The sequence below is a fragment of the Actinoplanes ianthinogenes genome, from assembly GCF_018324205.1.
Classification (GTDB): Bacteria; Actinomycetota; Actinomycetes; order Mycobacteriales; family Micromonosporaceae; genus Actinoplanes; species Actinoplanes ianthinogenes.
The window spans coordinates 9507218-9519116 of the sequence record NZ_AP023356.1 but is presented as its reverse complement, the minus strand read 5'-3'; the positions used below and the strand labels follow the sequence as shown (position 1 = coordinate 9519116).

The 11899-nt window shown below is 72.2% G+C and carries 16 protein-coding genes, 1 pseudogene and 1 riboswitch; of the genes and pseudogenes, 8 read left to right on the top strand and 9 right to left on the bottom strand.

All coding sequences use genetic code 11. The features are described from left to right. Window positions 1–98 precede the first annotated feature (98 nt). Window positions 99–871: pseudogene (locus tag Aiant_RS43430) on the bottom strand (endonuclease/exonuclease/phosphatase family protein). A 78-nt stretch (window positions 872–949) separates the two neighbouring features. On the opposite strand from Aiant_RS43430, the gene Aiant_RS43425 reads away from it, so the two are divergent. The 4 genes from Aiant_RS43425 to Aiant_RS43410 all read left to right on the top strand — a co-directional run bounded on the left by Aiant_RS43425 (window position 950) and on the right by Aiant_RS43410 (window position 3942). Next, entirely contained in the window at window positions 950–1579 is a 630-nt protein-coding gene (locus Aiant_RS43425) for a hypothetical protein (RefSeq protein WP_189330459.1), read from the top strand. Between the two features lie 104 nt (window positions 1580–1683). Next, entirely contained in the window at window positions 1684–2445 is a 762-nt protein-coding gene (locus Aiant_RS43420) for a sulfite exporter TauE/SafE family protein (RefSeq protein ID WP_189330458.1), read from the top strand. After that, window positions 2445–2927: a heme-degrading domain-containing protein gene (locus Aiant_RS43415; RefSeq protein ID WP_189330457.1), complete on the top strand. Its 483-nt coding sequence runs from the start codon at window positions 2445–2447 to the stop codon at window positions 2925–2927. The genes Aiant_RS43420 and Aiant_RS43415 overlap by 1 nt, the downstream gene beginning before the upstream one ends. A gap of 58 nt (window positions 2928–2985) precedes the next feature. Then, on the top strand, window positions 2986–3942 hold the full coding sequence (locus Aiant_RS43410) for an NAD-dependent epimerase/dehydratase family protein (RefSeq protein ID WP_189330456.1): 957 nt from the start codon (window positions 2986–2988) through the stop codon (window positions 3940–3942). 16 nt (window positions 3943–3958) lie between these two features. Here the strand turns inward: Aiant_RS43410 and Aiant_RS43405 are convergent, their stop codons facing one another. From Aiant_RS43405 to Aiant_RS43385, 6 genes are all read right to left on the bottom strand, one after another. Then, window positions 3959–4726 (bottom strand): class I SAM-dependent methyltransferase, encoded by a 768-nt coding sequence (locus tag Aiant_RS43405; protein ID WP_229830003.1) that lies wholly within the window; start codon window positions 4724–4726, stop codon window positions 3959–3961. 105 nt (window positions 4727–4831) lie between these two features. After that, window positions 4832–5437, bottom strand: a complete 606-nt coding sequence (locus Aiant_RS43400; protein ID WP_189330455.1) for a hypothetical protein — start codon at window positions 5435–5437, stop codon at window positions 4832–4834. Window positions 5438–5522: 85 nt separating this feature from the next. Beyond that, window positions 5523–6107 (bottom strand): MerR family transcriptional regulator, encoded by a 585-nt coding sequence (locus Aiant_RS43395; RefSeq protein WP_189330454.1) that lies wholly within the window; start codon window positions 6105–6107, stop codon window positions 5523–5525. Window positions 6108–6168: 61 nt separating this feature from the next. Next, window positions 6169–6330 (bottom strand): hypothetical protein, encoded by a 162-nt coding sequence (locus Aiant_RS47170; RefSeq protein ID WP_425322653.1) that lies wholly within the window; start codon window positions 6328–6330, stop codon window positions 6169–6171. A 50-nt stretch (window positions 6331–6380) separates the two neighbouring features. Continuing rightward, a complete protein-coding gene (locus Aiant_RS43390) occupies window positions 6381–7424 on the bottom strand; it encodes an RNA polymerase sigma factor (protein ID WP_425322652.1) in 1044 nt (347 codons plus the stop codon). Between the two features lie 34 nt (window positions 7425–7458). Further along, a complete protein-coding gene (locus Aiant_RS43385) occupies window positions 7459–7899 on the bottom strand; it encodes a YciI family protein (RefSeq protein WP_189330453.1) in 441 nt (146 codons plus the stop codon). Between the two features lie 126 nt (window positions 7900–8025). Here Aiant_RS43385 and Aiant_RS43380 point away from each other — a divergent pair, with 126 nt between their 5' ends. Beyond that, window positions 8026–8943, top strand: coding sequence for a helix-turn-helix domain-containing GNAT family N-acetyltransferase (locus Aiant_RS43380; protein WP_189330452.1), 918 nt, complete (start codon window positions 8026–8028; stop codon window positions 8941–8943). Window positions 8944–9019: 76 nt separating this feature from the next. On the opposite strand, the gene Aiant_RS43375 is transcribed toward Aiant_RS43380, so the two are convergent. After that, on the bottom strand, window positions 9020–9388 hold the full coding sequence (locus Aiant_RS43375) for a hypothetical protein (protein WP_189330451.1): 369 nt from the start codon (window positions 9386–9388) through the stop codon (window positions 9020–9022). 33 nt (window positions 9389–9421) lie between these two features. Next, window positions 9422–10186 (bottom strand): lysophospholipid acyltransferase family protein, encoded by a 765-nt coding sequence (locus tag Aiant_RS43370; RefSeq protein ID WP_189330450.1) that lies wholly within the window; start codon window positions 10184–10186, stop codon window positions 9422–9424. A gap of 222 nt (window positions 10187–10408) precedes the next feature. Next, window positions 10409–10475, top strand: a riboswitch (guanidine-III (ykkC-III) riboswitch). A 17-nt stretch (window positions 10476–10492) separates the two neighbouring features. On the opposite strand from Aiant_RS43370, the gene Aiant_RS43365 reads away from it, so the two are divergent. From Aiant_RS43365 to Aiant_RS43355, 3 genes are all read left to right on the top strand, one after another. Beyond that, window positions 10493–10807 carry a DMT family transporter gene (locus tag Aiant_RS43365; RefSeq protein WP_189330449.1) on the top strand — a complete coding sequence of 105 codons (315 nt, stop codon included), beginning with the start codon at window positions 10493–10495 and terminating at the stop codon, window positions 10805–10807. A gap of 22 nt (window positions 10808–10829) precedes the next feature. Continuing rightward, on the top strand, window positions 10830–11153 hold the full coding sequence (locus Aiant_RS43360; RefSeq protein WP_189330448.1) for a hypothetical protein: 324 nt from the start codon (window positions 10830–10832) through the stop codon (window positions 11151–11153). Window positions 11154–11314: 161 nt separating this feature from the next. After that, complete coding sequence (locus Aiant_RS43355) at window positions 11315–11863, top strand: GNAT family N-acetyltransferase (protein WP_189330447.1); 549 nt, start codon at window positions 11315–11317, stop codon at window positions 11861–11863. Window positions 11864–11899: the final 36 nt, after the last annotated feature.

The window sequence follows — 11899 nt, the reverse complement described above, 5'->3', positions numbered from 1 at the left end:
CGATCCTGCATGCCGCCCACGGCACCCGGTTCGTCACCGACGCACCGGTCGCCGTCATACCCCCGCCTGTTCTCGTCGCGATGTCGCGCGGGCCCGGGTCAGCGGTCGATCCGGACCACCAGCGGGCGGTGGTCGGAGACCGGCGGATGCGGGGTGCGGACCTGGACCACCCGGCCCAGCGCCGCCGCCCCCGCGGATCCGCCAGCACGTGATCCAGCTGGGTGCGCGGCCAGGTGCTCGGGAACGTCGCCGCCCGGGCCAGGGGCCGCCAGCCGGTGAACGCGCGGACCGGGCCGGCCGGCATGTTCAGGTCGCCGAGCAGGACCCGCGGGGCCGGCAGCGCCCGCATCGCGCGGACCGCGTGGCGCAGCTGCCGCACGTTCCAGCCCGGGACGAACGACAGGTGCGTGGTGCCGACGCTGAGCAGGCCGTGCGGGGTCTCCAGGACCGCGGCCAGCAGCACCCGCGGCTCGTCCTTGAGCAGCAACAATCCCTCGTCCGGGGTGAGCACGGGCGAGCGGATCGGCGCTCCGGGCAACTCGGTGATCTGCCAGCGCTGCACCGGGAAGCGACTGACCAGGGCGATCCCGTACTGCGGATGCGCGGCGTCGGCCTCGGCGTGCCACGGCTGCCAGGTCTGGCCCGGGGTGCCGACGACCGCGGCGGCGAAGCGGTGCGCGGGCGCGCCGAGCGCGTCGGCGGCCAGCGCGGTCAGGTCCAGGTGCCCGGAACGCGGCTGGGCCCGGTCGACCTCTTGCAGGCCGAGCACGTCGGCGTCGAGGTCGGCGACGGCGGCACGGACCCGGTCGGCGTGGACGGTGCCGTCGGACAGCGACCTGCCGTGCAACAGGTTGAACGTGGCCAGGCGCACCCGCCGACCCTACCGGCCCCGGCGATGCGAGGTTGACCGCGTCCGGTACAGATCAAGGGGTCGACGAGAGGGGCCGGTATGGAGTGGGCGGTGATCGGCGCGGCGCTGGGGCTCGGCGCCCTGGTGGTGCGGGGCGTGACCGCGTTCGGGATGGCCGGCAAGGAGGTCGGCAAGCTGCGGAAATCCGGGCAGGGCGTGCGGCGGCTGCGCGAGCAGGCGCAGGCGCGCCGCTGGACCTGGCTGCCGGCCGCCCTCGTCCCGGCGGTGCCGGTGGGGCGGCTCGCCACGCTGCCCAACCTGCGCCAGCGCGGCGCCGCGCACGGGAAGTTCCGGCAGCGGCAGGCCAGCGCGGCGGTGGTCTCCGCGGTGGTCGACTCCGGGTTCGAGTCCGAGCTCGAGATCGACCACGGCAGCACGGTGCTGTCGCTGGTGATCACGGTCGAGGCGCCGGATCTGCCCGGTGACCTGCACCTGGATCCGCGGCGCGGTCTCGGCTACGACCTGTCCGGCAGCCTGGCCCCGCACGTCACCGCGGCCATGCTGAACGCGCTCAACGCCGTCGGCCGCCCGGCCGCCGACATCGCGGACGGGCGGGCCAGTTTCGTCTATCCGAACCTGGCGGCCGCCGCCGAGCTGGACAAGCTGCTGGCCGTCGCGGACGACGTGGTCAGCGGGCTGTGTAACCTCCTGCGAGAGGAACACCCCTGACCACGAGGAGCGCCGATGTTCACCAAGGCACTCTGCTGCACGATGCTGATCTTCATCGTCGGCGCGATGTTCGGTCTCTGGCTCCAGAAGGTGCGCGGCCGTAAGTGATCGTCACGCTCCTGGTGGCGGCCGCCGCGGCCGGCTGGGTCGACGCGGTCGTCGGCGGTGGCGGGCTCCTGCTGCTGCCGGCTCTGCTGGTCGCCGCCCCGCAGCTTCCCCTGCCCACCGCACTGGGCACGAACAAGCTGGCCGCGATCTGCGGCACCAGCACCGCGGCGGTCACCTACGCCCGGCGTACGAAAATCGACTGGGGTGTGGCCGGGCCGTCCGCGGCCCTGGCCCTGGTCTGCGCCGGCTGCGGCGCGCTGCTGGCCGGGCACATCTCGCCGACGGTGTACCGGCCGATCGTGCTGGTCGTGCTGATCGCCGTGGCGGTCTTCGTGACCATGCGCCCGGCCATGGGCCTGGCCGAGCACATGGAGAAACGCACCCCGCTGCGCCGTGGCCTGGCGGTCGCGGTCGCCGGTGGCCTGATCGCCGCCTATGACGGGCTGATCGGGCCGGGCACCGGCACGTTCCTGGTGCTGGCGTTCACCACGATCGTCGGCGCCGACTTCGTGCACGGCTCGGCCATGGCGAAACTCGTCAACACCGGCACCAACCTGGGCGCGCTGATCGTCTTCGCGGCCACCGGGCACGTGCACTGGTGGCTCGGTGCCGGCATGGCGGTCTGCAACATCGCCGGCGCGGTCGTCGGCGCCCGGATGGCGCTGCGCAAGGGTTCCGGCTTCGTCCGGATCGTGCTGCTGATCGTGGTGCTCGCCCTGATCGTGAAGCTCGGCGCCGACCAGATAAGAATGGGCTGATGAGCGACGAGTTGCAGCAACTGATCGCCGATCTGGAAGAGCAGGAGAGGCGCCTGGTCTTCCCCCGCTTCGACGAGGCCGACGCCTGGGCCCTGGGCTGCCTGCTGGTCAACCTGGCCACCGAGCGCCGCCTGCCGGTCGCGGTGGACGTCCGCCGCGGTCAGCAGCAGCTGTTCCACGCCGGGCTGCCCGGCTCCACCGCCGACAACGACACCTGGATCGAGCGCAAGGTCCGGGTGGTGTACCGGTTCGCCAGTTCGTCGTACCGGGTCGGCCGCGAGCTGGCGGCCAAGGGCCGGGAGCTGAACGAGGCGATGGGCGTCGAGCCGATCCGGTACGCGGCGCACGGCGGTGCCTTCCCGATCCGGGTGCCCGGGGTCGGGGTGGTCGGCGTGGTGACCGTTTCCGGTCTTCCGCAGGCGGAGGACCACGCTCTGGTGGTCGAGGCCGTGGAGACCTTCCTGGGCGCCGACGACGACTGACTCTGCCGTCAGCAGATCCGTTTGGGGCCGGGCCGGTCGATCCGGCAGGCTCGGCCGCATGCGGATTCTCATCCTGGGCGGCAGTGGTTTCGTCGGTCGCGTCCTGGCCGCCGAGGCGGTCGCGGCCGGCCATCAGGTGACAGTGTTCAACCGCGGTCAGCGCGACCCGGTGCCCGGCGTCACCACGCTGGTCGGCGACCGGCTCGCCGACCCCGACTTCGGTCCGGGCACCTGGGACGCGGTGATCGACACGTGGTCGGCGGAGGCCTCCGCGGTGGGCACGGCAGCCGCCGCGCTTTCCGGCCGCGCAGGACATTTCACGTACGTCTCCAGCCGCTCCGTCTACCTTTGGCCGGGCACGGCGCGGATGACCGAGGACGCGCCCCTGGCGCCGCTGGACGATCCCGGGTACGCCGGTGACAAGCTGCGCGGTGAGCGGGCGGCTTCCGCGTTCGGCGGCCCGGTGATGTTCGCCCGCGCCGGGCTGATCCTCGGCCCGCACGAGGACGTCGGCCGGCTGCCGTGGTGGCTCGACCGGTTGCACCGTGGCGGCCCGACCCTGGCGCCGGGACCGCGGGACCTGCCGCTCCAGTACATCGACGTGCGCGACCTGGCCCTGTTCATCCTGGCCACGGCCGGCGTGGAGGGTGCGTTCAACCTGGTCAGCCCGTCCGGGCACACGACGATGGGCGAGCTGCTGGAGACGGCGGCCGAGGTGACCGGCGGGCGGGCCGAGCTGCGCTGGACCGACCCGGAGGCGATCCTGGCGGCCGGGGTGGAGCCGTGGACGGACCTGCCGATCTGGCTGCCGCCGGGTGAGGGGCACGATTTCATGCACCGGGGTGACGTGAGCAAGGCGGTGGCGGCGGGGCTGCGGTGTCGGCCGATCCGGGAGACGGTCGAGGACACCTGGGCGTGGCGGCGGTCGTTGCCGGGGGCGGCGCCGAAGCGTACGGACCGGCCGCGGGTCGGCCTCGACCCGCAGGTCGAGGCGAAGCTCCTGGGAATCTCGTAGAACCGACGTCCGGGGATCAGACGGGCGCGCGGAAGACCACGAGATCCAGCCGTTCGACGATCGGGCCGGTCAAACGTCCGCTGTCGGCGTCGCTCCGCAGCGCCGACAGTCCACGCTCGAAGGTCTCATCGGGCAGGCCGGCGAGAGGGCTCAGGGCTCGAGTCTCCACTTTCCGCACCAACTCGCCGGCATCCCGGGCGAAGGTTTGCTCGACCTGGACGTGGTCCACCATCGCGAAGCCGGCGTCACCCAGCGCACCGGCAAGCTGCTCCACGGTGAGGCACACGGCGCTGCCGGGCGGCCACGCGAGCGGAAAATATCGGTACAGCGGCAGCTCCTGCACGGCACCGAAGCCACCACGCAATAGCAGATGACCGTGCGGGCGCAGGACACGACGCACCTCGGCGGCGCATGCCGTCAGGTCCGTGACGTGGTGAATTACCTGGGAAGCCCACACCGCGTCGAAGACACCCGCACGAAAGGGAAGGGCCTCAGCCGCACCGCCGACAACCAGCGCGTCCGGAAGGTTCGATCGGAATGCCGCTCGCATGGCCGCCGACGGCTCACCGGCGACGACAGTCGCTCCACAGGAGCGTGCGAGGGTGCCGCTGAACCGTCCGGTGCCGGCACCGAGGTCAAGGATCCGGCCGCCGGCCGAGGAAAGGTACGGGATTGCCGCGGCCATCCAGCTCTCGAGGTCCTGAGAACGAAGACGCCGCCCCCGGTCGTAGCCGGCTGCCATCGCTGGTCCGTACACCATCGGCTCGCTCTCGCTGTCATCCACGACGGCACCACTGGACCACCTGAAGGTAGACGGTGATGTGCCCTCATCACCATGGCGGGGCCGGGCGGCCTGCGCCAGCGGATGAGCTCGCCGCCGAGCCCGGTGTCAGGGTGGAATCTCGCCGGACTCTGCGGCCTGACGGCGAGCCTCGGCGGCCAGGGCCGGGTAGTGGGCGGCGATGACCGCGTAGACGCTGGCCCGGATCGACGGGGTGGCCTGGGCGCGGCTGGCTCGGGCGTGCAGGCTGCCGGAGTCCTGCACCCTGGTCTCACGGCGTAGGTAGGCGACCATCCAGCGGCGCAGCGTGCCCGGGTCCGGGTCGTCGGCGGCGGCTGCCGGGTGGCGGCGGATCCGGAAAGCCCGTGCCCGGCGGGCCAGCTCCTCCTCGTCGATCATCGGCACCCGGATTTCCAGGGCGGCGATCTCGGCCAGGATGGCGGCCCGCTGCGCGATGGCGGCCGCCCGGCTCTGCACCGCGCGCTGCACGGATCGGTCCCGCCAGCGCTGCCAATTCTCGCTGGCCTCGGCCTCGAGCACGCGCGCCTTGCGGAACAGGCGCACCGGTGGGCCGGCACGCAGCACCGGGTGCGGCTCGATCCGGTCCGGCTCGCCGAGGAACAGGCGGATGGCCGCCGCGGTCCAGCCACGCTCGGCCAGGTTCGTGCTGCTCAGGCAGGTTTCGTCACGCAGGAAGTCATGCCGCAACTGCATACGAGACAGCTTGTCATGGGGCAAGGTATAGATGCAACACCGTTCCTCGGCTCCGCGCGGACGCCCGCGCGGAGCCGATCGCCGGTCAGGCCTGCGGCAGGTAGCGGGCGCGGTGCGCCTGCATCTCCGCGCGCTGTTCGGGGGAGAGCGCCGCCATCGCCTCGGTGCGGCGCCGGCTCATCCCGGCCAGCTCGTCCGGGGTCAGCGTGGCGGCCCACTCGGAGCGTTTGCGCTGCATCTCGGCGAGCTGTTCCGGGGTCAGGGGTGCGGACATCGTGACCATCTCCTCGATCAACTGAAGGAACTGCGACGTCGACGGCTCGGCCATCCGGTCGAGCTCGCCGAGCACCCCGTGCAGGCGGCTGCGCAGGCTGATCCCGCGCCGGATCCGCTCCTCGACCTCGGCGAGCTGGTGGCGCAGCAACCCGATCGGGTCGCCGGCCGCCTCGCCGAGCGTGTCGCGGATCTCGGCGAGGCTCAGCCCGAACCCGCGCAACGCCAGGATGACGTGCAGCCGGCGCACGTCGTCGCCGGTGTAGCAGCGGTGCCCGCCGGCGGTCCGTGCCGACGGGACGAGCAGGCCGAGCCGGTCGTAGTGGTGCAGCGCCCGGACGGTCACCCGGGTCGCCCGTGCCAGTTCCCCGACACGCCACTCACGCTGGGAATCCACCAGGAAACCTCCCCTGTGCGGTGGTGCGCCTCCGACGCTAGGACCTGACGTGACGTCGGGTTCAAGTCCCGATGTCACGGGCGCGGCCGAGCAGCAGGGTGCGCTCGCGTTCGTTGCGGGTCAGCGACGCCGCCCGCTCGAACTCGGTCCGTGCCTCGGCGTGCCGGCCCAGCTTGGCCAGCAGGTCGCCGCGGGCGCTGGGCAGCAGGTGATAGTTGCGCATGATCGGGAAGGCGGTCAGCTGGTCCAGCAGCTCCAGCCCGGTCGCCGGGCCTACGCCATGGCCAGCGCCATCGCCCGGTTCAATTCGACCACCGGGGACGGCGTCGCCGCGGCCAGCCGCTCGTAGAGCGCGGCGATGCGCACCCAGTCGGTGTCCTCGAAGCGCCGGGCCCGGGCGTGGCAGCCGGCGATGGCCGCCTGGAGCACGTACGGGCCGGGTGCGTCGCCGGCCAGCGACTCGGCTCGTTCCAGCGCGGCCAGGCCGTGCCGGATCAGCCACCGGTCCCAGCGGGCCCGGTTCTGCTCGGCCAGCAGGATCGGCTCGCCACCCGGGCCGGTCCGGGCGGCCGAGCGGGACGCCTGGATCTCCATGAGCGCGACCAGGCCGTGCACCTCGGGCTCGCGCGGTGCCAGCCGGGCCAGGATCCGGCCCAGCCGCATCGCGTCCTGGCACAGCTCGGGCCGCATCCAGTCGTCGCCGGCGGTGGCCGAGTAGCCCTCGTTGAAGATCAGGTAGACGACTTCGAGCACCGAGGCGAGCCGGGCTGCCAGCTCCTCGCCCTGCGGCACCTCGAACGGCACCTGCGCGCCGGCCAGGGTCTTCTTGGCCCGCACGATGCGCTGCGCCACGGTCGGCTCGGGCACCAGGAAGGCCCGGGCGATCTCGTCGGTGGTCAGGCCGCCGAGCAGCCGCAGGGTCAGCGCGGCCCGGGCCTCGGTGGACAGCACCGGGTGGCAGGCCACGAAGACCAGCCGCAGCAGGTCGTCGCCGATGCCGTCGTCCTCGGCCACCAGCGTGCCGATGTCCGGGCTGGACTCCGTCAGCTCCCGGCCGACCTCGGCGACCTTGCGCTTGTAGGTCTCGGCACGCCGGATCTGGTCGATCGCCCGGCGCTTGGCGGTGGTCATCAGCCAGGCGCCGGGATTGTCCGGCACGCCGGTGACCGGCCACTGCTCCAGCGCCGCGACGAGCGCGTCCTGCGCCAACTCCTCGGCCACGCCGATGTCGCGGACGAGCCGGGTCAGCCCGGCGATGAGCCGGGCCGCCTCGATGCGCCAGACGGCTTCGATCGCACGGTGGGTGTCGGTGGGCACGCTTTCGTCTACCCCACCGTGCGATCGGTGGCAACTACGCCGAGCGGTAGGCCGCGTCGGCTTTCTCCTCGCGCTTGGCCACGGCCTCGCGCTGCTCGGCGGTGAACTCCTCGCCGAAGTCCTCACCCGACCACAGCCGGCGGATCTCGATGTTCGTCGGCTCCCCGCTGACCTGCTGGATCGGGCAGCGCTTGAACCACTCGACGCACTCCTGCATGGACTTCATCTCGACCAGGTAGAAGCCGCCGATCAGCTCCTTGGTCTCGGCGAACGGCCCGTCCACCACGGTCTTCTTCTCCCCGTCGAAGTAGATCCGGGTGCCGGTGGAGCTGGGCCCGATGCCCTCGGCGGCCAGCAGCACGCCGGCGTCGACCAGTTCCTCGATGAACTTGCCCATCGTCTCGAAGTCCTCGGTCTTGGGCATGACGCCGGCCTCGCTGTTCGCCGTGGCCTTGGTGATCACCATGAACCGCATGGTCTGTCTCCTCGTGTCAGGGTGCCTTGTCACCTACGCGTCGAACGGCGCACGACCCACTCGACACCCTGCCAGAAGTTTTTTCCGCCGGCTTTTATTTGACTGCAGTCAAGTAAAGTCGGAGGGGTGGACGTCGAGCAGATCGAGCGGATCCGGGCCTTCAATCGCTACTACACCCAGCACCTGGGAGTGCTGACCGACCGCTATCTGGGGCAGGACCGGCCACTCGGCCCGGCCCGGCTGCTCTACGAGATCGGTGACCGGGCCGACCTGCGCGACCTGCGCGAGCGCCTGGGGTTCGACGCCGGCTACCTGAGCCGGCTGCTGCGCGCCCTGCACGAGCAGGGCCTGATCGTGATCCGGTCGCATCCGGACGACGGCCGGGCGCGGATCGCCGAGCTGACCGAGGCCGGTCGCCGGGAGCGCGCCGAGCTCGACGAGCGGTCCCGGCGGGCGATCACCGAGGCGCTCGGCGGTCTCGACGACGCGCAGCGTGCCGAGCTGGTCGCCGCCCAGGCCACCGTGCACCGCCTGCTGCGGACCGCGTCCACCACGATCGCCGCGGTCGACCCGGCCGCGGCGGAGGCCCGGGACTGCCTGCGGCGGTACGCGGCCGAGCTGGCCGTGCGGTTCCCGGAGGGCTACGACCCCGACGTGCTGACCGAGCCGCGCGCCGTCGACGGCGTGATGTTGCTGGCCCGGGAGCACGGCCGCCCGGTCGGCTGCGGCCTGTGGACCCGGCTGAGCACCAGGACCGCCGAGCTGCGGCACCTGTGGATCGCCGTGGACGCGCGCGGCGCCGGGCTCGGCCGGCGGCTGCTGGCCGCCCTCGAGGCGGATGCCGCCGGGCGGGGGATCACCACGATGCGGCTGGGCACGCACCACGCGCTGACCGAGGCGATCGCCCTGTACCGGCGGGCCGGATACACCGAGACCGAGAACTGGGGCAGCTCGCCGTACAACCAGCTCACCTTTGAGAAACCGCTGGTCAGTGGGCCAAAACTGGATCCGGCGGATAAGCGCGACCGCGAGATCTCTTCCTAGAATCCTAGGATGCCTTAGGGGCAGTGCGGCAAGCCGCACCAACGACCCAAAGGACGGCTTCGCCGACCGACACCGATCAGGGGCCCCAGTCCAGTTGCGCCTCGGGGACACCGACCGAGCGGCCGTATGCCACCGCCTCGGCACGGGCGGCGGGGTCGCTCACCGCGTACCGAAAAATGCGTCCGGCGAAGACCACGACGTGGTCGGCGCCGGCGCGAAAATCCGCATACCACCCGCCGTCGGCGTGGAGAGCGGCGCTCAGCGCCGCGGCGAGCTCCTCGGCGCGCTCGTCGGGGGCGGTGACGTCGAGCAGGGTCCAGACCGGTGGCTGGCCCGGCCCGGGAGAGGTGATGGTGATCCGGGAGACGCGGGTCAGCTCGAGTCCCGGCACCGTCAGGGCGGCGCCGGGGCGCAGGCTCTCGGCGAGGATTCGTCCCTTGACCATGCCGGTGATCCTGCCACCCGGGTACGACAGATTTCAGGGACGCGGGCGGACCCGGGAGGTGTCGTGCGGGCGGGACGTGTCGACGTGTTTGGGGGTTTGCATCTCGTCGGCGCGCAGCGGGGCCAGGGCGGCGTCGATGCCGTCCATGATCAGGCGGGTGGCCCGCATGGCCTGGGCGCCGGGGGAGCCGGTGACCGAGGTGAGGTCGACCGGGGCGCCGAAGTTGACGGCGACGCGGGGGCGGTGCAGCAGGGCGTGCAGCAGGGCGCGGCCGATGTTCGTGGGGGCTTCGTAGGGCAGGACGGCGTGGGCGCCCCACATGGCGACCGGGACGACCGGGGCGCCGGCCAGGGCGGCCATCCGGGCGACGCCGGTCTTGCCGCGTTCCGGCCACATCCACGGGTCGAGGCCGATGCGGCCCTCGGGGTAGACCAGGACGGTGGCGCCGTCTTTGAGGGCCTGGGCGGCGGCGGGGAGGGCGTCGGCGACCTGGGCGGTGCCGCGGTCGACGCGGATGTGTTCGCAGGCGCGCATGGCGGCGCCGACGACGGGGGCGTCGAACAGCCCGCCGGTGATCATGATGCGCGGGGCGATCCCGGCTTTGTGGCAGGCGGCCACCATGATGATCGGGTCGCTGGGGCTGATGTGGTTGGCGGCCAGGATGACCGGGCCGGCGCGCAGCTCGGCCGGGATCGTGCCGGTGACCCGCAGCCGGCAGAACGGGAAGATCACCACGCGGGACAGGGCGAGCAGGAATCGCCACAGCAGCGGCGGTCGCCAGGTAGTCGACGTCTCCATAGGCGGGCCATGATGACATGCCCGGGCAGTGGCAGCTACCGGCCGGTCAGCATGTCGAGGTCACGGTCGGCGTACAGGCGGTGGTGCCACTCCTGCGCAGGCAGCGGCGGACCGGGTAGCTCTGCGGCGCGGGGTTTCCGGGGGGCGGTGACCGGGACTGCGCAGGTCCTGGTTGGTGAATGCGGTCACGGTGGCATCGTGGCGCTGGTGCTACGGTTTGTCCCGGCGCCGCGTCGCGGCTGCTCCGGACGAGTGCGTGTCGTACCCGGCTTTGACAAGACGACCGTTTCTTGAGGTGGGTCTGTCATGGCGTGGGTGGTGCTCGTCGTCTCCGGTCTGATGGAAACCGTCTGGGCGATCGCTCTGGACCGTAGTGCCGGGTTCTCCCGCCCGTTGCCGACCGCGGTCTTCGGGGTGGCGCTGGTGGTCAGCATGCTGGGGCTGGGTTATTCGCTGCGCACCATCCCGGTCGGGACCGGCTATGCGGTGTGGGTCGGGATCGGTGCGGTCGGCACGGCGGTGGCCGGGATGGTGGTGCTCGGTGAGAGCGCCTCGTTCTGGAAGATCTTTTGCTTGCTGTTGGTGGTGGGCGGTGTGGTGGGATTGAAGTACGCCCATTGACATCGCCCGCGGGAGGCGCCCCGTGCGACTGCTGGCCGTCGTGCTGTTCCTGCTGCTCGCCGTGACCGGGGTGACCGCGCTGGGCCGGGGTGTCGACGGTGTGGCCGTGCCGATGGTGGTGGCGGGGCTGGCCGGCGCCGCCGTGGCGGTGGTGTCGCGCACGCCGCGCTGGGTGCGCCCCGCGCAGTCGGGTGCGGTCGGTGCGGCGGTGATCCTGGTGGTCGCCGGGGCGCTGCTGGCCCCGTCCGGCGCCGAGCGCGGCTTCGTGATCGGGGTGGATCTGCTGGTCGGTGGGCTGCTGGTGGCCTTCGCGCTGCTCGCCCTGCCCCGTTCCGATTCATCCTAGGATGCCCTAGAGGCAGTGCGGCACGCCGCACCGAAACCCTTCGAAGGCCGGCTTCGCCGACGACCCCGCTTCTTTTTGGGTACGGGAATCCGCGCGCGTGACCGGCCCGGAGCGTGGAGTATGGCCCCCGGTGTCGGCAGAGCTCGGAGATCGGAGTGGTCATGGCGTTCACGCATCGGGTGGCGGGGCGGGAGGATCTGCCGGGGCTGACTCCGGTGATCGAGGCGGCGATCGGCGAGTTGCAGAAGGGGTTCCTCGACGACGGGCAGATCACGGCGAGCCGGGCGATCATGGGGTTGGACACGGCGCTGGTCGACGACGGGACGTATTTCGTGGTCGAGGAGGACGGCCGGGTCGCCGGGTGTGGCGGGTGGAGCCGGCGGGCGACGTTGTACGGCGGGGATCATTCGGCGGGCCGGGACGCGGCGCTGCTGGTGCCGGGGCGGGATCCGGCGAAGGTGCGGGCGATGTACACGCATCCGGATTTCGCGCGCCGTGGGGTGGGCCGGTTGATCCTGTCGCTGAGTGAGGCGGCGGCCGCGGCGGAGGGGTTCACCGTGCTGGAGTTGATGGCGACGTTGTCCGGGGAGCCGTTGTACCGGGCTGCCGGTTTCGAGGCGGTCGAGCGCCTGTCGGATGATGCCGGTGGTGTCGCGGTCCCGCTGGTCCGGATGCGCAAGCCGATCGCGGCCCGCGATTTGTGCAGCTGACTGCGGGAGCGAGCGGGGTGGCGGTGTGGTGAACCC